Origin of the sequence: Haloarcula sp. R1-2 (assembly GCF_011627385.1) — an archaeon.
GTDB lineage: Archaea > Halobacteriota > Halobacteria > Halobacteriales > Haloarculaceae > Haloarcula > Haloarcula marismortui.
In genome coordinates, this window is sequence record NZ_JAANTG010000002.1 from 949,374 (window position 1) to 970,060 (window position 20,687).

General features: G+C 65.3%; 21 protein-coding genes. 4 read left to right on the forward strand and 17 right to left on the reverse strand.

What is annotated here, in order from left to right:
- Positions 1-23: 23 nt before the first annotated feature.
- On the reverse strand, positions 24-1,742 hold the full coding sequence (locus G9C82_RS12930) for a radical SAM protein (RefSeq protein WP_121303573.1): 1,719 nt from the start codon (positions 1,740-1,742) through the stop codon (positions 24-26).
- Positions 1,743-1,890: 148 nt separating this feature from the next.
- Here G9C82_RS12930 and G9C82_RS12935 point away from each other — a divergent pair, with 148 nt between their 5' ends.
- A complete protein-coding gene (locus G9C82_RS12935; protein ID WP_049938935.1) occupies positions 1,891-2,229 on the forward strand; it encodes a hypothetical protein in 339 nt (112 codons plus the stop codon).
- A 59-nt stretch (positions 2,230-2,288) separates the two neighbouring features.
- Here the strand turns inward: G9C82_RS12935 and nhaC are convergent, their stop codons facing one another.
- The 3 genes from nhaC to G9C82_RS12950 form a co-directional block, all read right to left on the reverse strand.
- Entirely contained in the window at positions 2,289-3,743 is a 1,455-nt protein-coding gene (nhaC, locus tag G9C82_RS12940; protein WP_127014316.1) for a Na+/H+ antiporter NhaC, read from the reverse strand.
- A gap of 279 nt (positions 3,744-4,022) precedes the next feature.
- Positions 4,023-5,945 carry an ABC transporter ATP-binding protein gene (locus G9C82_RS12945; RefSeq protein ID WP_127014317.1) on the reverse strand — a complete coding sequence of 641 codons (1,923 nt, stop codon included), beginning with the start codon at positions 5,943-5,945 and terminating at the stop codon, positions 4,023-4,025.
- Positions 5,946-6,014: 69 nt separating this feature from the next.
- Entirely contained in the window at positions 6,015-6,812 is a 798-nt protein-coding gene (locus G9C82_RS12950; RefSeq protein WP_007188785.1) for a DUF429 domain-containing protein, read from the reverse strand.
- 104 nt (positions 6,813-6,916) lie between these two features.
- Between G9C82_RS12950 and G9C82_RS12955 the strand changes: the two genes are divergently transcribed.
- Positions 6,917-7,075, forward strand: a complete 159-nt coding sequence (locus G9C82_RS12955; RefSeq protein ID WP_004517194.1) for a hypothetical protein — start codon at positions 6,917-6,919, stop codon at positions 7,073-7,075.
- The gene (locus tag G9C82_RS12960; protein WP_004957992.1) at positions 7,072-7,596 is read left to right on the forward strand and encodes an Hsp20/alpha crystallin family protein; all 525 of its coding nucleotides are present in this window, start codon (positions 7,072-7,074) and stop codon (positions 7,594-7,596) included. The genes G9C82_RS12955 and G9C82_RS12960 overlap by 4 nt, the downstream gene beginning before the upstream one ends.
- Before the next feature lie 30 nt (positions 7,597-7,626).
- Here the strand turns inward: G9C82_RS12960 and G9C82_RS12965 are convergent, their stop codons facing one another.
- From G9C82_RS12965 to G9C82_RS12985, 5 genes are all read right to left on the reverse strand, one after another.
- Complete coding sequence (locus G9C82_RS12965; RefSeq protein WP_127014318.1) at positions 7,627-8,730, reverse strand: FAD-binding oxidoreductase; 1,104 nt, start codon at positions 8,728-8,730, stop codon at positions 7,627-7,629.
- Positions 8,731-9,516 (reverse strand): luciferase, encoded by a 786-nt coding sequence (locus G9C82_RS12970; RefSeq protein ID WP_127014319.1) that lies wholly within the window; start codon positions 9,514-9,516, stop codon positions 8,731-8,733.
- A gap of 70 nt (positions 9,517-9,586) precedes the next feature.
- Positions 9,587-10,207 (reverse strand): CoA pyrophosphatase, encoded by a 621-nt coding sequence (locus G9C82_RS12975; RefSeq protein WP_127014320.1) that lies wholly within the window; start codon positions 10,205-10,207, stop codon positions 9,587-9,589.
- 91 nt (positions 10,208-10,298) lie between these two features.
- On the reverse strand, positions 10,299-10,769 hold the full coding sequence (locus G9C82_RS12980) for a hypothetical protein (protein ID WP_011223891.1): 471 nt from the start codon (positions 10,767-10,769) through the stop codon (positions 10,299-10,301).
- A gap of 32 nt (positions 10,770-10,801) precedes the next feature.
- Entirely contained in the window at positions 10,802-11,938 is a 1,137-nt protein-coding gene (locus G9C82_RS12985) for an MFS transporter (RefSeq protein WP_004957982.1), read from the reverse strand.
- A gap of 119 nt (positions 11,939-12,057) precedes the next feature.
- On the opposite strand from G9C82_RS12985, the gene G9C82_RS12990 reads away from it, so the two are divergent.
- Entirely contained in the window at positions 12,058-12,228 is a 171-nt protein-coding gene (locus G9C82_RS12990; protein ID WP_004517187.1) for an HVO_0758 family zinc finger protein, read from the forward strand.
- Here the strand turns inward: G9C82_RS12990 and G9C82_RS12995 are convergent, their stop codons facing one another.
- From G9C82_RS12995 to G9C82_RS13030, 8 genes are all read right to left on the reverse strand, one after another.
- Positions 12,229-13,314: an aldo/keto reductase gene (locus G9C82_RS12995; RefSeq protein WP_127014321.1), complete on the reverse strand. Its 1,086-nt coding sequence runs from the start codon at positions 13,312-13,314 to the stop codon at positions 12,229-12,231.
- A 72-nt stretch (positions 13,315-13,386) separates the two neighbouring features.
- A complete protein-coding gene (locus G9C82_RS13000) occupies positions 13,387-14,571 on the reverse strand; it encodes a bifunctional oligoribonuclease/PAP phosphatase NrnA (protein ID WP_127014322.1) in 1,185 nt (394 codons plus the stop codon).
- A gap of 48 nt (positions 14,572-14,619) precedes the next feature.
- Positions 14,620-15,510: an SDR family oxidoreductase gene (locus G9C82_RS13005; RefSeq protein WP_127014323.1), complete on the reverse strand. Its 891-nt coding sequence runs from the start codon at positions 15,508-15,510 to the stop codon at positions 14,620-14,622.
- Positions 15,507-15,935, reverse strand: a complete 429-nt coding sequence (locus G9C82_RS13010) for a DUF5791 family protein (RefSeq protein WP_007188794.1) — start codon at positions 15,933-15,935, stop codon at positions 15,507-15,509. Before G9C82_RS13010 ends, G9C82_RS13005 begins: the two co-directional genes overlap by 4 nt.
- A 50-nt stretch (positions 15,936-15,985) precedes the next feature.
- On the reverse strand, positions 15,986-18,988 hold the full coding sequence (locus G9C82_RS13015) for a hypothetical protein (RefSeq protein ID WP_127014324.1): 3,003 nt from the start codon (positions 18,986-18,988) through the stop codon (positions 15,986-15,988).
- On the reverse strand, positions 18,976-19,836 hold the full coding sequence (locus tag G9C82_RS13020) for a hypothetical protein (protein WP_127014325.1): 861 nt from the start codon (positions 19,834-19,836) through the stop codon (positions 18,976-18,978). The genes G9C82_RS13015 and G9C82_RS13020 overlap by 13 nt, the downstream gene beginning before the upstream one ends.
- Positions 19,837-19,844: 8 nt before the next feature.
- A complete protein-coding gene (locus tag G9C82_RS13025) occupies positions 19,845-20,240 on the reverse strand; it encodes a hypothetical protein (RefSeq protein WP_127014326.1) in 396 nt (131 codons plus the stop codon).
- Positions 20,221-20,682 carry a hypothetical protein gene (locus G9C82_RS13030; protein WP_127014327.1) on the reverse strand — a complete coding sequence of 154 codons (462 nt, stop codon included), beginning with the start codon at positions 20,680-20,682 and terminating at the stop codon, positions 20,221-20,223. Before G9C82_RS13030 ends, G9C82_RS13025 begins: the two co-directional genes overlap by 20 nt.
- Positions 20,683-20,687: the final 5 nt, after the last annotated feature.

Sequence of the window (20,687 nt, forward strand, 5' to 3'; positions counted from 1 at the left end):
TGCTTTCGGGACCAAGCCGGCTGTTAGTCAGCGCCTTCCTGCGACTGGGTGGTTGCGAACCGCTCGATTGACGCGACGTCGATATCTCCGACCGATTCGTAGGGTCTGTTTACCACCACATCGCCGGCGGTGCTCCGGCCGATACCGGGAATCTCGGTGAGTTCGTTCATCGACGCGCTGTTGAGGTCCAGCGGGTAGGGGACGCCGGTGACCGACCGGTAGCCGTGGTCGGTGACCGCGATGTCGACGACACTGCCGAGTTCGCGTTCGCCCGGAATGCCCACAAGGAGCGGGTAGGTCCCCAGCTGCCGGCCGAACGTCTTGCCGTCCTGATGGTACTCTAGATGGACATCGGGCAGCACCGTTCCCGGCGGCGCGACCCGCTGGAGCATCGGGTTATCGATGGTCTCACGGACCTCCTGTTTGTACTGCTTGAACAGTTGTTTGTGGTCCTTAGCGATTTCTGCGCCGGTGTCGGCCATGTCGGTCCCCTCGAAGGCCATCACCTGCCGGATGTTCACCCGCCGGAGCATGAGCCCCTCGTCGTACACCCGCTGGAGGAACCGCTTGTTGTGCTCGAAGGTCTCCCGCGTCTCGCCTTTCAGCCCGTGGACGAGATTGATACCGGGCAGGAGTTTGGGGAGCCGCCGAGCGGCGTCGTCGCCAAAGTTGGGGGCAGTGTCTTTATCTCCTCCGGGTCGCCAGCCAGCCACCTCGTTGACGATTTTCACCGCCTCGAAACACTGGTCGGCGGTGACGTTGAGGTTGTTGTCGCTCATCACGTTCGGGTCGGCTGACTCCAGGCCGAAGGCGGCGGTATCGCCGGGCGTGTTGTGTTCGGCGATGATGCGAATCCCCTCGCGGGCCTTCTCGGGCCACTTCACAACCGTGATGGGATTCATATTGTCGAGATGCAGCGTCTCAAGGTCCGGCGCAACGTCGCGGATACCGCCGTAGAGCCGCCGCAGGGCGTCGGGATTCGGTGCTTCACCGTCACCGCCGTACGCGAGGATGTCGGCCTGCCGGCCCAGCCGGAAGTGCTTCACACCGCGGTCCGAGAGGGCATCGACTTCATCGACAACACTCTCGGGCGGCCGGAAGTCCGGGTTGCCGTACATCGGCTCCGTACAGAAGGAACACCGGTACGGACAGCCTCGGGAGGTCTCCATCTCGCAGATGAGGTAGTCAGGGTGGTTCGGATGCTGTTCGACGACGAACGCGCCAGCGCGGGCCCACCGTGTCTCCTCTTCGATGTCACGGTACCGGTCGTTGAACCCTTCCAAGCCGGAGTCCACGAGGTCGAACACTGCGGCCTCGACGTCCGCCATCGCCAGGAAGTCGAAATCGAGGTCGTCGCGGGCCGTCTCGCTCGCTCCCTCGTTTGCCTCGCCGACGCCGAATCGGACCGGACCGCCCATGATGGAAGTCCCGTCGGCTGTCCACGCGAGTTCCCGCACCTCGTCGGGTTCCGCCGGCGTCCCACCGACGTACTTGCCGGGAACGGTCATGCCGCCGACGTATACCATGAGGTCGGCGTCCTCAACGTCTCGCCAGACTGCGTTGTCCTCCCGGAGTTCGTCGATGGTGTGATACGTTATCTGCTCGCGGGGGACGCCGGCATCGACGAGCGCGCCGGCGGCGTACCGCGGATACGTCGAGATGTACGGCGGCACCCCGAAGTGCGCGGGCTCGTCGACGTAGCCGTCGACGATGGTCACGTCGAGCGTCTCGGGGTCAGTCATACCCGTCGCTTGACGTTCGATACCTAAAACCGTGTCTGGTCGGCCGTGGAAACAGGAACGGTCATGTGCGAGCTAAAGAGGGCGTAGTCAGCACCACGGCCACCCATGGTACAAAATCACTTTCTTTCAGCCCACGCCATGGCTTCGTATGGAACGGGTCGAATTTACGGTCCGTGGCGAAGGGGCCAGCACGCTGCCCAGCGCGTTCCACGATATCGCCGAAGATTCCCGCGAGCTGTATGACGGCAACGGGTTCGTTGTGGCGGTTACGGAGAACCACTACCGCATGGAACTCACTGAGGTACAGGCGACGACCGTGCTGGAGCTAATAGATGAGACAACTTGCGAGGTGACGATCATCGCTGGCGGCGGTGGATACGGATTGACAGCCGATGCGGGTGGCCGTGAATCCGAGGAGGTTCGAAAGGTCAGGCGTCGACTCGAAACGTTCTGTGAGGACCGCAATCTCACTGTCGAACGGATGTAGGCCAGCAGCACTTCCGGAGGGGATGATGCAGTGACAGAATCACCCGGGGGCAGACGAACTCAGTCGTCGGCGACAGCGGATGACGTAGCTGAATCAGCTTGCTCGGACCCGTCGTACCGTCCGCCAAACAGCGTTGTCGCAAACAGGATTAGCGGCGAGAGGAACGCGAAGAAGTAGTACGGGGCATAGGCAAGCGTTCCGACCCCAAAGACTGCGGACATGTAGACGGCACCGGCGTGCCACGGGAAGAGCGCGCCGGTCGGGGTTCCGGCGGACTCGATAGCCTGTGAGAGGTCGTCGCTGGACAGACCGTACTCGTCATAGAGGTTCCGGAGCGTGAGTCCGGGGACGACGATGCTCATGTACTGCTGGGCCGAGAAGGCGTTGACGAAGATGGCCGAAACGCCGGTCCCGACGACTAAGCTGCGCGGGCCGCGGACAGCAGTTGCGAGATGGTGTGCGAGCACGGCGAGGACGCCGGTCCGCTCAAGGAGTCCACCGAGACTGAGAGCCGCGACGACGACGGCAATCGTCCAGGCCGACCCTGAGATACCACCGCTTGCCAGTAGGTCGTTCACGAGGGCTGTCCCCGTCTCAGGGGCCGTCCCATCGAGAAAGACAGTCCAGGCGGCAGTGAACGACCGGCCCTGCACGAAGATGGTCGTGAAGGCCCCGGCAAAGACTCCGGCGACGAGCGTCGGGAGCGCCGGGATTCCGTACAGCGCCAGTCCGAAGGTGACAACGAGCGGGATAAGTACCAGCACTGAGAGGTCGTAGCTCCCGGCGAGTGCGCCCTGTATCTCGGCGACACGCCCGGTCGGGATTTCACCGACGGCACGCAGTCCCAGCACAGCGTAGAGCAGGACCGAGAGGCCAAACGCCAGCACAGTCCCGTTGCGCATCGCCCGGATGTGGTCGTAGAGGTCGGTGTTCGTCACGGCGGCCGCGAGGTTCGTCGTATCCGAGAGGGGAGACTGTTTGTCGCCCGCGTAGGCACCCGAGAGGATGGCACCAGCGGTCATCGGTGTTGGCACGCCGAGACCGGAGCCGATGCCGATGAAGGCCACGCCAAGAGTGCCAGCTGTCGTCCACGACGACCCAATAGAAAAGGCGACGACCATCGCAAGCAGCGCCGTCGCCGGCAGGAACACGTCCGGCGTCAGTATCGAGAGGCCATAGTACATCAGCCCGGGGATAGTCCCCGCGCTCACCCACGTCGCGATGAGTCCGTAGATGATGAACAGGATGAGAATGGCCTGCAGCCCCATCAGCAGACTGTCCGCGAGTCCCTCGTAGAGGTCGTCCCACGAGTACCCTAGCCAGTATTTGCCGACTGCGCCAGTCAGCACAATGCTCCAGAGCAGCGGCCCGTGTGGGGCCAGCTTCAGATATCCCGATCCGATGCCGAGGAACAGAACGACACCGAGTACGGGGACCAGCGCCTGCAGTACCCCCGGACGGCGCTCCGACGGGATGTCCTCGTACGTCAGCGGTTCGAGAGTGAGTGATGTCACGTCTACGCCGACCTAATAACTTGTGTGTATTAAAACGAGCGATAATATCTCTGTAGCGCATATGTGACACTGTCACTTTCAAGCCTATCGTTACCAAGCATCGATACAGCAGACCGGAAGCGGGGCTAACGTGCACCTGACTGGCGGCCATGCTGGCTGCTATCGAGGGACTTGAATGAGCAAATCAAGTATTTCTCGGCAGCAACTATTTCGAGACAGCGCAGTTGGTCGTGCCACTGGTACTACCTCCCTGCCGGAGACGTTTGGACAGCAGCAGTCTCAGTCGTCGGCGCTGACCGTTCGGTCGTCGGCTTGGGCATGCCAGAGGTCGGCGTAATTGCCGTCCGCCGCGAGCAGGTCGGTGTGGCTACCGCGTTCGACGATTTCGCCGTCGTCCATCACGACGATGCGGTCCGCGTCCTGAATCGTTGAGAGGCGATGGGCGATGACGAAGGCGGTGCGATCCGCGACCAGTTGCTCGATACTCTCCTGAATGCGGTCTTCTGTCTCCGTGTCTACGTCGCTGGTCGCCTCATCGAAGATGATGATTTCGGGGTCGTTCAGCAGAGCGCGGGCGATGGCGACCCGCTGCCGCTGGCCCCCCGAGAGTTTGATGCCCCGCTCGCCGATCTGCGTGTCGTACCCATCCGGCAAGTCTTGAATGAATTCGTGGGCCTGTGCGGCCTTCGCCGCGTCGCGGACGCGGTCGCGTGCGGTCTCCCAGCCGACCTCTTCGGTCTCCTCGTCCGACTGTTCGGCGTCGAGTACCTCGCGGTCGCCGTAGGCGATGTTCTCGGCGACTGTCCCCGAGAACAGGTACGGCTGCTGCTCGACGATTGCGATTTCGCTCCTGAGACTCTGGAGGCCGTATTCGCGCACGTCGACGCCATCCACTCGGACTGCACCGCTATCCACGTCGTGGAACCGCGGCACCAGTTTCAGCAGGGTTGATTTGCCGGCCCCGGTCGCCCCGGCGAGGCCGATGGTTGCGCCGTCTGGCACGTCCAGCGACACGTCGCGGACGACTGGCGGTTCGTCGCCGTAGCCGAACGTCACGTCGTCGAACTCGACTGACCCGTCGATGCTATCGGGTTCGTAGGTGTCCTCGGGGTCGGTGACTTCGGGTTCTTGGCCCAGCAGGCCGAACACGCGCTCGGCGCTGGATTTGGCGAGTTGGTACTTGTTGGCCGACTTGCCGACCCGCCGCATCGGGGAGTAGAGCCGGCGGATGTAGAGGAAGAAAGCGGTAAACGCCCCTGCCGACAGCGCCGTTTCGCCCTGTGGATTCGTGATGAAGTCCATCCCGGCGACGTACAGAATCAGCACGAACACGATGCCGGTCAATAGCCGCAGGCCGGCGAAGAAGGCCCGGCGGATGCGGAGCGCGGCGACCTTCTCATCGTGGTACTCCTGGCTCTGGTCGGTCACTCGCTTGCGCTCGAAGTCGTACCGGTCGAATGCCTTGATGACCGGCGCGCCGCTGAGGTTGTTCTCCAGCCGCGTGTTGAGCCGCGACACCGTCTGGCGAATCGAGCGATACCGCGGCTCAATCCACGTAAGGAAGAAGCCGCTGGCGACGCCGATGATCGGGACCGGTGCGAGCGCGATGAGCGCTAGCTTCGGCGAGTAAGTGTAGAGGATGACGGCGATACCGCCGACGGTCGCCACCACCCGTATCATCTGGCGGAACTCCGTGTTCAGAAACGACTCCAGCCGGTTGATGTCGCTGTTGAGTATCGACATCATCCCGCCGGTCTGGTGGTTCGCAAAGAAAGACAGCGAGAGATGCTGGAGGTGGTCGTACGTCTCGTTTCGGAGGTCCCGCTGTATCTTCTGGGCGCTCGATTGCAAGAGGTATCTCGATGCGAAACGCGCTGCCGACCGGATGAGATACGCGATGGCCGCGATGACGACGAGTCGCTGGAGGAAGGCGATACGGGCGGCTTCGCCCGTGATTTCGCCGGGCGGCAACAGACCGGCGTCGGTCAGCAACCCCGGTTCGCCGCTGTTGAGGACGACGCGGTCAATGGCCGCGGCGACGATTATCGGCGGCACGAGGCGGGCGAACCGGGTACAGAACGCCGCCAGAATGCCGACGAATAGCCGGAGCCAGTAGGGCGTAGCGTAGCCGACGAGGTTGACCATCGGGTGGCCGTCGACGTTCTCACGGACGCCTTCGAAGCCGCCCTGGTCGTCAGGCATAGACGGTAGTTGGGCCGGACGCTGATATATGCCGGGCTTCGACCCAGAGACACTGCCGCCACTGCGTCGTCAAACGTAGATACAGCCTTCGCTCTGTGGGCCTGCCGCGGGCGGTCTTGCACCGTCGGCCAGTCGGCCCGCAGAGACGACAGCAGCCAGCGAGTCCAGCGCGTCGTGGTTTCCGAGGTAGGTGTCGCGGTGGTCGCCGACGGTGACGCTACAGGCCTCAACCGCCGCGATGTTTGCTTCCCGACGCTGTCGGGGGTCGTCGACGTTCTTGTACCCCTCGCGGTAGCAGCCCAGCCAGCCGAACGTCGCAGCGGGGTACACCTCGGCGACGAGCGTCTCGGCGTCCCAGCCCTCCATCGGTACGACGGCTGTTTCCTCGTCGTCTCGCAGTTTTCCGAGCACGTCCCGGACGCCGTAGAAGGTCATACTGCGCGTCCGATTCGTGTAGGGACACAGCGCGCCGCGTCGGAAGTCCGTCTCCCGGCGCAGGTCACGGCTGCCGGTTGCCATCTCGGCGGTGTGCCGACAGGCCTCCGAAAGCGACCCCGGGTCAGTCGGGCCGCTACCGCTCGCAAGCCAGTCGACGAAGCCGTCCCAGGTTCCGCCGCATTGTGCGTCAAGTAGCGCCTGTGGCAGACTGAACGGGAAATCCAGCCCGACAGCGCCCACATCATTGTCGGTGATGCGGTCGAGGAGGCCGGCGTGGGCCGCCTCGCGGTCCCGGCCCCACTCGTCGGTCCCGCGGTAGCACCGTTGAATGGTCAGCCCGTCGTCCGTTGGTATCGCCTCGGTAACCCAGAGCGCGTCGCCAGCGCTTGCTGCGCCGCTGAAATCCGCCCCGAGGACGCGTTCACTCATACACCTGAGTACGCTGGTGACGGCATCAATGTTGGGACTGGCAAGACGGGGTAACCCCGGCCCCGTCCGTAAGGGGTTTGTCCCCGACGGACCAACGAAATACTATGCCAGCCACTATGGAGGTCGTCTGCACGGACGACAGCTGCGAACTCGACATGTTCGAGATGCACTACACGTACGATATGCCGGACGATGTCGAACTCGCGGCGTTCTCCTGCCCGTACTGTGGCGGAACGGACTGCCTCGACGAAGTGGAACTATGATGCGAGACATCGGCTCCTCTATCAGCGACGCGATATTCGAGAACATCGGGCGGGCCGCCGGCCGGGTCCAGGAGAACAAGCCGCTGGCCTCGGACCTGCTGGAGTCAGACGATGCCTACCTCGTCGTCTTCGACGCGCCCGGCACGACGGCGTCGGACATCCAGGTCCGGTACGTCGACGACCGCGTGGAGGTCCGTATCGACCGCTTCCGCGATTTCTACGATGGATTCGAAATGCGCTACCCGGGCCGCGGGCTCGCACTCGACGGGAGCGTCACGCTGCCGAGCGATGCCGCTGTCGACCCGGAGACAGCGCAGGCGACGCTCAAGAGTAACGGCACGCTCCACGTCCGCGTCCCGAAAGCCGACACGGACCACGACGAGGACGAAGCAACGGATGTCGGCGTTGCAACCGACGATAGCGGGACTGCTGAGGTGACTGACGCGGATGCAGACAGCGAAACGGCTGATGTCGAAGACGTGACCGACGCAGCTGACGAGGGCGAAGACGACGACGCCTGATCCTTCTGTATACTCCTTCTCACAGCGTATTCACTCGTTCCAGTCACGCGTCGGGTCGTCCAGCGCGGCGAATTCTTCGGAGCCGTCGAACCGTGTCGGGTCGACGCGACCAGGCAAGTGTTCTGAAAGCGGGTTCGGGCGATTGAGAACGTCTGCGGCGAGATAGTTGCCCATCGCCGGCGCGCGCATGAGTCCGTGGCCCTGCCAGCCAGTGGCTACCCAGAGTCCGTCGGCGACCTGCCCGGCCAGCGGCGCGCCGTCGGGTGTCGCCGTACACAGGCCGGCCCAGGCTCGGTCACAGGCTGGCGTGAGCGCCGCCGTCTGCTCGACCCGGTCGAGGCTCCGAGTGACGAACTCGGCGTCCGCGTCCGGGTTCCAGTCCGTCGGGTCGACCTCGTGTGCGCCGTTACCGACCAGCAGTGCGTCGGCTTTCGGCCGCCAGTAGAACTCTCGTGTCGCGTCGTAGAACGAGGGCAGGGCGGCGTCGAACGGGTCCGTCACGATGGCCTGCGCCCGGTAGGCTTTCAGCGCGAGCGAGACGCCGACATCGGCGACGAGTGGCTTCGTTTGCGGGCCAGCCGCGACAATCACTGCATCGAACGCCCGAGCCTCGTTCGCTGTTTCGACGGTCGCCGGCGAATCGAGGGAGACCGGGGTACCAGTCTCGATGGTTGCACCCGCTTCGCGGGCCTGCTCTGCCAGTGTCGCCACCACCTTGTCCGGGTCGAGTACGCCGGCGTCGCGGGCGAGGCCAGCCACCTCGATGCCGCTGGTCTCGAGTGCGGGGTAGCGGTCGCCGAGTGCCGCCGGCGTGAGCGCCTCGACCCTGACGCCGTTTTCCTGCATCTGCGTGATCTGCTCGCGGACGGCCGTGGCGTCGCTCTCCGTGCGCGCGACCCAGACGTAGGGCTGGGCCTCGAACAGGCCCATGTCACGGTAGCGAGCGAGTGCGTCCGCGGCCACGGCGGCGTCCACGTCGTCAGCGAACGCGTCGTAACAGAGGCCGGCCGCCCGGCCGCTCGCGCCGCTCCCGAGCGTATCACGTTCAAATACCGTGACCGATGCACCGCGGCGAACCAGTGCTAGCGCGGTCGACAGGCCAACGGCCCCACCGCCAACGACGGCGACGTTCATTTACGAGAGGAAGGGGTCGAGTCCACGCGCCGGGTAGCCGACAATCGTGTCGACACCGATGTCGTGGAGTCGCTTGGTTCGCTCGGCGACTGTCTCGACGGAGCCGACGAGCGCGTAATCGCGGATAGCCTGTTTGAGTACGTCTCTAGCCCGACCCGTCGCTCGGCTGTCCGTCGGCGCGCCGTCGGGCAGTGCGTTCCGAACCGGGCCGCGCCGGGCCGTGTAGTCGCCGACGGCGTCCAGCATCGCGTCCTCGCTGTTCGAGAGCACCAGCGGGGCGTACACGGCAATCGAACCGTCGAAGCCCGCCGTCCGGAGCGTCCGAACATCGCGGGCGGTCGTCCGCGAGAGAAGTTCGTACTGTGTGCCTCCGACTGCCAGCGCGAGTCGCTCGATGCCCTCGGTACCGACCCACGGATTGCTGGTATCGTCGACGGCCGCCCGTAACCGCGGTGCGACGGCCCGTGCGGCCTCATCATCTGAGAGATACGCGCTGTGGCCGGCAACCAGCACGTGTCTCGCATCTGCCGGCAGCGTGTCGAACCCGCTGTCATCGCCCAGCGGGTCGAAGCCGTTGGCCCGGACCGGCGTGGTGACGCGTACGTTGGCAGTCGATGCAAGTCGCTCGATAACGTCCGTCTCTGGGACGTGGGCCGCTCCCTCGTAGTCGATTGCGAGCGTCTCAACATCGAGGGCTGTCGCCTGCGACACGTCCACTTCTGTCGGCTTGAGTGCCACCGCGTCGATGCCGGCGGCCGCCAGTGTCGCACCGGTAAGCGTGGTCATCCAGTACGCCACCAATGCCTCGGGGTTGGAAAATTCTGTCGCTCTCGGCCCCGCTCCAGCCGGCTCTGTGTTACTCAGCTTCGTCGCGCACGCTCGGCGGCAAATCGTCGTCCGGCTCCATGTACCGGTCCGGTTCGGGCGGCACCCGCCAGTCGGTCGCGAGTTCGAGCAACTGGACGAGCATCCGTGCCGTCGCACCCCAGACAGTGTAGCCGTCGACGTAGAAGAAGTGGAGCCGAATCTCGCCGTAGTGGGGGTGGTCGCGGTGCTCTGACTCGTAGTTGTCCAGATCAGTCAGCTCCGACACCGGGAGGGTGACTATTTCCGCAACCTCCTCGTCCGAGGGTAGGTAGTCGCGGTCTGGAATCCGCCCGACGAATGGACGCACGGAGTAGCGCGTGATAGTTCTGATGTCGTCCAGCCGACCGACGACGTTGACCGCCAGCGGGTCGAGCCCGATTTCCTCGTTCGCTTCCCGGAGCGCAGTCCGCAGCAGGTCCTCGTCTTCGGGTTCGCGGCCGCCCCCGGGGAACGACATCTGTCCGGGGTGGTCCGACAGGTGGTCAGCACGTTTCGTGAACAGTATCGCCTCGCCCTCGGGTCGCGTGACGACCGGAGCGATGACGGCCGCCTCCTGTGGCTCGTCGTCCACGACGACTGGCTCGTGGGCCGCGACCCGGTCAAACTGCATAGCTTGTGATAGGTGATGGACTGTCTTAATTCGGGTGGCTCACTCGTGTGAACTAACTGATTTAATTATGTGGGATTTTGGAGCGTCGGGCTCACACGTCGTCCAGACGGTCGCGGAGGCCGTCCATTTCAACATTCTCCCAGGCTTCGATGTCGTAGCTCACGTCAAGCAGTGTCTCGACGCGGTCCTCGTCGCCGTTCTTGACGGCCATCACCGCATCCTCTCGGAAGCGGGCCTTGACGGCCTCAATGACGGCGTCGCGTGCGAGGTCGCGGGCCGGCACGTCCATAATGTGGGGGAGATCAGCCGCCCCGTCGGGCAGGGCCGGGAACGCGACCGGACCGACGACCAGCAGCGTCTCGTCGGTATCGGCGGCGTGGTCGTCAACGGCAACGAGGTGGTACGAGTCGATAGCGCCGTCGATGGCCGCAGCAACCGCGTCCGGGTCGGCGTCGATGCCCTGCTTGAATGCGAGTTCGCCGCAGGCATCGACGAGCTCCGCGCTGGTGAGCGAACCGAAGAGGTCGACGACGCCAGCCAGCTCGTCCGGTGGCAGGTCCATACAGGTGACGCGGTACCGAGTGGCTTCAGCCTTTAGGCTCGGGCGGCACTCGGCAGCCGGCCATTGAGGTGTAGCGACACCATCGCGACGAGGACGACGAGCAACGCGACGCCCATGCCGCGAAGCAGCGTCGGAAACGTGACGCCGGCGTCAAGTAGCCGTCCGACAAGCGCACTCCCGGGGGCCTGCATCACCATCATCCCCGCGCCGTATGTGGCGTAGGCGCTTGCGCGGTGACGGTCCGGGAGCGAGCCGAGCAGGTACGCGTCCACCGCCGGGAAGATGCTGTGGATGACGTAGCCGACGATAACGCTGAACGCGGCCAGCGACCAGAACCCGGTCAGCGACGGCAACACCAGCACGCAGCCGGTAAATGCCGCAAGTATCGTCAGCAGGTACGGAATCGACGGGAGCCGGTCGGCCAGCCGACCACTGACGTAGAAGGCCGGCACGCCGGCACCGAACGCGAGCAACAGGAGCGTCCGACCCGACCCCGCGGATAGGCCGACGCTCGTGGCGTATGTGACATAGAAATTGAACAGCCCGTTCCAGACCAGTCCCGCGACGCCGATAGTAGCGACGCTGGTGACAATGATGTGCCACTGGGCACGCGCCGCGCCGAGGAGGTCGCGGTCTTTGCTCCCGGCGTCTGGAAGCTGGGCGCGTCTCGCGATGATAGTGAACGCGACGGTTACCACTCCCGCGGCGACAGCTATCCCTTGCAGCGCGGTTCGCCATGTCCCGACGACGAGCACGAACGAGATCAGCGCCGGCGCGCCGACGGCGGCGAGCTGGGCGGCGACGCCGTGTTGCCCGAGCGCGCGACCGGGCCGCTCCGGGAACAGCTCACTGACCAGCGTGTTCGCTGCGGTCAGGTAGACGCCGCTTGCAAGCCCCATAGTGAACGCGCCGACGAGCAACAACGTCGGGTCGAACGCGAACGCGGTGAACGTCGTTCCAAGCGTCAACACGACCCCGGAGCCGAAGATGACCTTCGCCCGCGATATCCGGGTCAGCAGGACGCCGGTGGGGAGCCGTGGGAGGGCGCTCCCGGCCCAGGCCATCGTTGCGAGCAGTCCGAGTGTCGCATCGGATGCTCCCGTTGTCGCCCGAATCGGCTCGATAAGCGGTGCAAAGACGACTCTGCCGAGGTTGATGCAGAACACCATCCCAAGCAGCGAGCCAAAGATGCGGCGACGTGACACGACCGGCGATAGAGCGGAAAACCTGAACAACGTTCCGGAACGCCGCCACGGGGTTTTTACACGCGGGTAGCACACTGGCAGGTATGGACTCAGTGAGGAAGGCCCTCCGGGCCGGCGATGTCGAGAAGGACAACTACGGACGGCTCTCCTGTACTAGCTGTGACGAGCCGCTTGCGACGGAGAACGACCCGGACGAGGTCGGGAAAGTGCGCGTCTGCCCCGAGTGCGACGGCAAGTGGAAGGAACTCAGCTAGCTACTCGAAGACGGCGTCGAACGCGTCAGCACCGAGTGGCTCGTATCGGCCCGCATCGACGTTCTCCCGGGCGTGTTCGACCGACCCCGTGCCGACCAGCGAGCAGGTCACGCCCGGCGCACTGCGTGCGAAGTTAATCGCGCGCTGCGCGCTCGTTTCACCCGAGAGCTTCGCCGCTACGTCGTCCGGGAGTTCCGCGGCTAGCTGTCCCTGCATGATGGAGGCGCTGGTGAACACGTCTAACCCGGCCTCGTGCGCGAACCAGAGCGCCGACTGTGGCCCCTCCGCGCCGTCGTGAGACTCGACCGTGAACGCGTCGGCCATCGCAACGTTGAACGGCAACTGAATCGCGCGGAGATGCGTCGCCGCGTTGCCGACCGTCTCTGCCGCGGCGCGGGCGCGCTCAACGATTTCTGGAAGCGAGAGGTGGCTGTCGTGGTCGGCGGGCACGCGGAACGCCTCCCACGTCGCGACGCCGTACTGGTTGATATCGCCGGCCGCCGCCCGTTCCTCCAACTGTTCGAAGGTCGCCTCCAGCTGGTCGTACACCGCTTCACGGGAGTTCACTTTCAGTTGCGTCTCCGGATTGTGGACGTAGTAGAGGTCGATGGTATCCAGTCCAAGATTCGTCAGCGACCGGTCGATCTGATCGTCAATGTAGTCGGGCGCAATGCAGTGCTGGCCGGCAACGAGGTCGTCGCGGTCGACGATGCCGGTGTCGAGGTACTCCGACCGGACGAACGCGCCGGGGTCAGCCGGGCGCGCCCCGTCAAATGGGATGAACCCCCCTTTCGTCGCAACAGCGATTGCCTTACGGTCCACGTCGGCGTCCGCGACAGCGTCGCCGACGACACGCTCGGAGCGCTGGTGGCGGTAGTTTATTGCTGTGTCGACGACGTTGATGCCGGATTCGAGTGCCGTCACGATAGCGTCGTGGTAACTCGCGTCCCGCTCGTCGGTCGGGTCGCCGAGGTACGTTCCGATGCCGACGCTGGAGACGACGCCGTCGCCGAACCGCCGGTAGAACGTGCGCGCGAACTCGTCGTGGTCGTCCCGGTACGCCCAGGTCGCCTCCCGTGTGGCCATACCGGGTGTTGGTCGGGCAGTGACAAAAGGACAGAGATTCACTGGAGTCGGCGACAGCGCAGGAGTCGCCTGTCACAGTTCGCCGCTCATCGCATCGAACACCCGCTCGCGGAAATCTTCCCGGGAAACGCCGTTACTGGGGCCGAGGCCGGCCATGTGCTCGACCGGGACCTTGCCGCCGCCCATCCGAGCGTGGCCGCCGCCCTCGGCCATCGGGATATCGTCGACGACGGCCTCTATCGCCCGGCCGATGTGGACGCGGTCGTCCCGCGAGCGCCCGGCGATGCGCATGGTCCCTTTCTTCTCGCCGACAACGACGACCGCCGAGACGCCCTCTAACGTCTCCAGTTCGTCCGCCGCCTGCGGAATCGCGTCCGTGTTCGACACCTCGCCCACATCACTGAACGCGTAGGGCGCTCGCACCTCTCGTTTCCCGATGGCTCGGGATTTCACGTCGAGGACTTCGGCGTCGACCTGCGGGTTCGCGATGCGGTTGAGCAGGTCGCTGTCCATCCCATCGTAGAGGTACGCGGCAGCCGCGAAGTCCTCGGACTTACACCCGTTTGTCAGCGACCGGGTGTCCGACTGAATCCCGTACATCAGCCCCGTTGCCAGCGCACAGGGGACGGTTTCTGCCGGTGCTGCGTCGATATCGATACTCCCGGTCCCCTGTGTGTCGCTGAACTCAAATTCTAGCTGATTGAAATAGCTTGCGAAGATGGTCGCACAGGCCCCGTAGTCGGACCGGATGTCGGTGAACTCGTCGCCGCTGCCGTTGCCGGGGTGATGGTCGATGACGGCGACCGGTTCGACCTCCTCGGCACCGGGGAAGCCGCGTGCCGTGTTGTGGTCGACGAGGACGACGGCCTCTCCGTCGATGTCTTCGACAGTTTCGATGTGGTTGAAATCAAGATCCAGCACCGTCTGGAAGGCCCGGTTCTCCGGGCGGCGTATCTCCCCGGGGTACAGCAGCGACGCTGACGTCTCGGTGCCGGCGACGAGCTGGCTGACGGCCAGAGCCGAGGCCATCGCGTCCGGGTCCGGGTTCGGGTGCATCAACACTGCGATCTGGTCGTAGCCGGTCAGCGTCCGACGCAGTCGCTCGCCGGGCGTTCGGCTGAGATACCGACGCACCCAGATACCGGCACCGAGGAGGGCGAGGAGGACCACAGCGACACCAGCGATCAGCAGGGGGTTCTCGCTAGCGACCGCCGCGGCGGCGTCAACTTGGAGTCCGCCGACGGCAACGCGTGTCATACCACGCTGTTCGCCAGCCTATCAGTAATAAAGTTCGCCCCGATAGGGCTAATTTTGCCGGTATTCTCGGACGGCGTCGCGGTACCCTTCCCGGAATGTCGGGTACTCGAATTCATATCTCAGTTCGTGGAGCCGGTCGTTCGAGCATCGCTTGCTCGTCTGAATACGGCGCTTTGCGGTCTCTGAGAGGCTCTCGTCGGCGAGTCGTTCTTCGGTCGTCTGTTTCGGCGGGAACGAGACATCACACTGCTCGGCCAGCCAGTCGGCAAAGGCCCACTTTTCGACTGGTTTGTCGTCGACGACCAGCACGACTTCGTCACGGTGGTTCTCGGTCAGGAGGTGGCGCACGGCACCGGCTGCGTCGGCCCGGTGGACCATGTTCAGGTAGCCGGCCGTCACCGGCCCTTCCAGATACCGATCCAGTCGGTAGCGGTCCGGGCCATACAGGCCGGCGAAGCGAGCGACCGAGCCGTGGCCGCCGTTTTCCACGGGACGCTCGCGGGCGACCCGCTCCGCTTCGGCCAGCACTTCGGTCTTCTCGGTCTGTGGGTCCAGCGGCGTCTCCTCATCGACCCACGCGCCGCCGTGGTCGCCGTAGACACCGGTACTGGAAGTGTACACCAGTCGCTCGGGCGGGTCGGCCCGCGACCAGAAGTGGTCGATAGCTGTCCGGAGCCCCTCGACGTACACCTCGCGGGCGGCCTCGGCACCCCTGCCGCCGGAGCTTGCGGCGAAGACGAGCCAGTCGGCATCCGGCACCGCCGACAGCGACTCGGGATCGGTTACGTCGGCCCGGACCGCCTCGAAGCCGGCGTCCTCGATAGCCGCGATGCCGCCATCGGACCGGCGAACGCCAACGACCTCGTAGTCGTCTTGCAACTGCCGCCCGAGTTCGAGGCCGACGTAGCCACAGCCCAGAATGGCGACGCGCTCCGTCACCGCTTTTCCCCCTCGATGTGACTGTGCAAGAGGGCATACTCGGCCAGTGTCACCGGGTAGCGGCCCTCGATTTTCTGCTGTATTTCTTTTGGCTCCAGTTCGTCGTCGATACCGGAGGCGAGAGACTCAACGTCCATGACAGCCGTCGTCATCCCCATAAGGAGGATATCCTGTGCTTCGGCCTGTAGTGCGTCCGCGTCCGGCCGGTTCGGCCCGGTCGCCAGCACAGCGACCGCCTCATCAAGCGTCCGGTCGGCGATATCGCCGTCGGCGAACGCTGTCACTGTCGCTTGGTCGAGACCGGTCTCGGCGACGATTTCCTCAACGCCGACTGTCTCGACTGTCTCGGCCAGCACGGTGCCGTAGGCCGTCAGTAACTCCTCGGGGGACTGCTCGCCAGCGTCCGGAAACTCGCCTCGAAGCATGGGCATCGGTATGGCCCCGGGGTATTTTACTTCGGTTATGCGGCCCGGGGTCAGGAGCCTGCGTCCGGCCACCCACTCGATTCTTCCACACCGTTGCCGCCCTTGTCACCGACTCCGCGCGGTTTGGGTGGCACGACGACGACAACGCCCGTCTCGGCTCGGAACGAGACGCGGTCGGCGGTTCCCAATCGCTCGCCTGTGCCGTCGCCGTCCACGTCGAGCGTGACGTTGTGCCCATCACGCGCATAGGTGGTCTGTGCGCCGGGCTCGCTCGGCGGACCGTGACTCGCGGAGACGGCGAACCGTGCGTACTCGCCCTCCACAGTCACCCACCAGATGTTCGCCGTCGCGTACCAGGGGGTAACTGGCGGTGCCAGCGGGAGGCCCGCTGGGAGCCTGTCCGTTCCAAGCCGCTTCTTCGCGAGCTGCTGGACCTTCTGTTCGCCGGCATTCGCCAGAGCGCTGCTCAGTTCGTCTTTCGCAACGGACCGCACCGCCGAGGCCGTCCCGTTCGTCGACTCCAGCGTCGGTCTGGTCGCCGGCGTATCGACCGAAAGCAGTTGCAGGCGGAGGCGGTCGCGTTCGACCCGCGTGAGGTTCAGTCGGGCACCGGCGACGCGGGCGACCCGTTCCTGAGCGGAGCCGTTGGTCAGCGCCAGTGCTCTGGCCGCCGATGTTTCCCACGGCGACATCGCTTCAGTGACAATCGCCTTGCTCTCGTCCTGTTCAGCCTCAGTGTGCTGGGAGACTGCCAGCCAGAGCGTCGTCGTCATCTCCGTGTTGGCCGCCGCAACCTCCCGCTGGAGTGCGTCGCGTTCCGAAGCGAGCGTGGCGTTTGACCCCGCTTCGAGGGTTTCGTTTGCGGCCGCGAGTGTGTTCGCTGCCGTTGCGAGGCGTACCCTGTCACCACTCTCGAATGCACCGCCAACGACGGCGTCAGCGGCGTCGCCGTACGGGACCGTGAACACGTTCACGTTCCGCGCTACCAGCGGGTGCTCTCGTCCGTCGAGAGCGCGATATTGGCTCTCGTTTAGTTCGGCCAGCGTCAGATACGGCGTCTGTGTATTGACCCGTGTTCTGACGGGGCCGGCCGGACCGACTGGCACCGGGCGTGACCGCGGAACGGGCGTCTCGCGTGCTGTTAACCCTTTCCGGAGATCACGCAGCGACCCGTCGGTGCGTTCCGTTAGCTGTGTGGCGACTCGTTCCCGGTTGCCGTCACGAGCCGTGGCCTGCCTGTCCAACTCCGCCGACACTGCGTTCAGATAGGTCAGCCGGGCCGCGACGCGTGCCTTCTGGGCCGCGCTGTCGTAGGTGTCCGGCACGGCCGCAAGGGTAGCACGACGCTGTCCGACCCGTTCTCGGAGTTCCTGCGGAGGATTCGTCTCGAAGGTCCCGACACGTCCGCGCTCAACGGTGACGGTCGTGTTACGGACTGACGCCCGCAGACTCATCAGGTCCCGATACACCCAGTTCCGCAGCTCTGGCGGTCGGTCAGCCGTCACTGTCGCCTCTGTCCGGCTGAGGCTGTCGTCGACGACTCGCTCGGCCACTCCGTCCCGACCCCCGGCGTGACTGACGAGCACGTCCATTGCTTTCGGCTCCACGTCGGCAAGGTTCGACCCGTTCAGCGGACTCGGGCTGGCATCGTGCGCGGTCCGAATCGAGCGGTTCGGTGCCGGTGAACGGCCGTGATGGCGGCCGACGACGGCGACAGTCACGCGATAGCGCATGGTGCTTGACGTCGTTGTGCGCTGGCGAACGGACCCGTTCTGCCAGACGGCGGTCCGTGTGTACTGGCGCTCGACAGTCCGGCTGAACGTCTCCAAAGTATGCCAGCTGTCCGGCGTTGCAACGCGACCGCTGGCGTTCCCGACTGTCTTTGTAGCGGTGGTCGTCCGGTCGGCGACCAGTGTCCAGTCGGTGCCCGGCGACGACGGCGTCCCCGGCGGCCCCCCGCCCAGTCGATGTTTGTCGGTTTCCAGCGCTACCTCGACCGTGTATGCGTCTTCGAGCGTCTCGTTGAGCGCTGACGGCTTGGTGACGGACCGGAACGCGGTGTCGGCCGTCTCGTTGACGCCAACGGTCATCGAATCGGTCGAGCTTGGACCCGTTGTGGATTTCGGACGCGGCGGTGTCTCACTGATCGGCTTGTACTGGGCTTGGCCGACCACGTCGCTGGAGACAGCGGTTCCCCTGCTGCCCCGAATGATGTCTTTGATTCCGGTCACCGCTGTTGCCTCTTTCAGCGCACGGCGACCCGCCGGGTCACTCCGGCCGAAGGTCGACCGCTGGACGCCGAGCAGTGCGCCGTTCGCCGCCAGCGAGACGTGCCGGTTTGCGACGACGTTTTCGATGCCAGCGCCGCCGTATTGCGCGTACCCCCTCGCCCACGCCATCGGGTACAGCCGCGCTGTCATCCGCTGGCTCAGGCCCGGCTTGTCCAGACCGTTGTTCAACCGCGTCTGGTAGGTTGACACCTGGTCGTGGAGCATGAGCGCCTGCGTCGGAACGACAACAGTCGGCGAAACGCGCCGCGTCGAAACCACTGCGCCGTTGCGCCGAACCGTCAGGACGACATCCTCGACCGTTGCCCGCATCGCGGTTTTGTTCGGTCCAGCACGTTCGACCGAGACGCGGTGTTTCGCCGCCCGGAGGTCGCTCGCGTTAGAAATCGCCGGCAGGCTGGCGGTCACGGTCACGTCACCGCTTCGGCCGGAGACGCGCTCCAGTCGGTCCGCGACCCGGAGATAGGCGCGGATTCTGAGCGCGTCCCGAAACGCTGTCGAGTCGTTCAGGACCCGACCAGCGGGTGTGTTGGCCGGCGTGATGACTGGGTTCGCCGCTGCCTGCTGGCCAGCCGTCGAGACGCCGTCCCGCACGGCGACCTGTGTCTCCGCCGTGGCCTCGTCAAGTGCCCGCTCAACGGCTGTTTCGCTTGGAGCCGGTTCGCTGACGAACGTTGGGGCCAGCGTGAGACTGCTCACCAGCAGGAGAACGCCGAGCAACGCGAAGGGGACGCGGCCGCGAGTGTCGTCTCTCACGGTGACCACGTCCTGACAGTCACGCGGACACGACTCGTTCGGACGGCGCTGGCGGCGTCTGCTGGCGAGTCGTACCGCGACCGCATATCGGTCCGAAGCCGAGCGGCGAGGGCCGCGGTCAGGTCGCGGTTCATCTCGACCGTCGACTGTCGCTTAACGGCAACGTTTGTCCCTATCAGGTCGGCCATGCGCTCGTACCGCGTGGCCATCAGCACGTCTGCGGGGTAATCGCCGCGGAGGGCGTACCGCGACTGTGTCGGCGGGAACAGGCCGTCGACAACACTCCGGGCCACGACCGTCGCCACACCGTCGTAACCACCAGTCTTCGCCGCTTCCCAGGCCGGCTCCGAGACGTTCTCCATCCCGCTTGGGACCGTCACCGTCGCCGCTCGAACGTCTACAGTATCCGGCGGCCGGTCGCCGACGCGGTACTCCCCGCTGACTGGCGCACCGGGATACGGTGCCCAGGTGACGCGGGCGGACGTTCGATGCCCGCGGCTGTGGAGTCTGTCACGCGTCGCCGCAGCGACTCGTGACTCAAAGTCCATGCCGGCGCTCGATACCCGCTCGCCCCCCACGGTGACGCTGCTCATCGCCGCCTCACCGAGCAGTTCCGCGACGGTCCCGTGGCTCGTCCGTTGCCGTCGCGTGGCGTGGTCGGGCGGCCTGCGGTGCTCTGACGGTGGGACGAGCAAATCATACTCGACGCTCGCGGTACTCGTCGCCAGCGTCGACGCTTGCTCGGCCGCAGGGTTTGTGGTCGTCGCCGGGTTCTCGACCCCGACACCGCTCACAAGGGTCCCCGCGGCCGCACCGATGAGCAGGAGGAACACCGTCACGTCGGCGACGGCACTCATTGCTCGGGTCATCGCCACACTCGCACGGTGAGCGTTCCACGACGGACTGTCCCCGGCCCGACTTGTACGCTCACTGTTCTGGTTTCGGTGTCGGCGCTGGTCGGTGGCTCCCGGCCACCACTCCATCGCTCGCCGGTCATCGCCGTGATGGTCGCGTTCCCGTGGTAGTTCGCTGGCACCGCATTGAGCGCGTTGTCGAGCCCTTTGGGCCGAACGACACCGGCCGATGAGAGCCGTTGTTCCACAGCATCCGCGGTCGGCGTGGCGATGTTGCGGTCGTCGTCCAACGTTCCGAACGCATCGTCCAGCACGCCGGCATACAGCGATACGCCAAGCGTGACGGCGAAAACGGCAACGAGCACGGCGACAGGTTCGGTCGTCCCGCTATCCGACGATGGTGACATCGGTCCCTCCCCAGGCGACGTGCCTGACGGTCAGCCGGTCTGGAGCTGGTCGCCACCCGTCGTGCTTAGTCCGAGCCCGGCGGGTGTCCCGACGGAAAGCGTTGGGCGAATCGTACACCGCCTGTGGCCGCTCCCCGTTCACCACAGCCTGTAGTCGGTCGGTTCGCGCTGGGACAGCCGTTCGAATCAGTCGTGCGGTGGCTGTCCCGCCGTCGTTGCGAAGACGGACTTCACGGCCGTCGAACGCCCACTCCGTAGCGATGAGTCGTCGATGTGTGACGGACCCGGGCGGGCTAGTCGTGACTTCATCGATAGTTGCGGCCGCCGCCGTCGCGTCCGGCGGTGCGGTCGTCGGGAGACCGACAACGACCCCAAGGACGGCCACGCTTACCGTCCCCAGGCCGACCCAGAGGTACAGCGTATCGACGTGCGTCTCGAACATGGAAC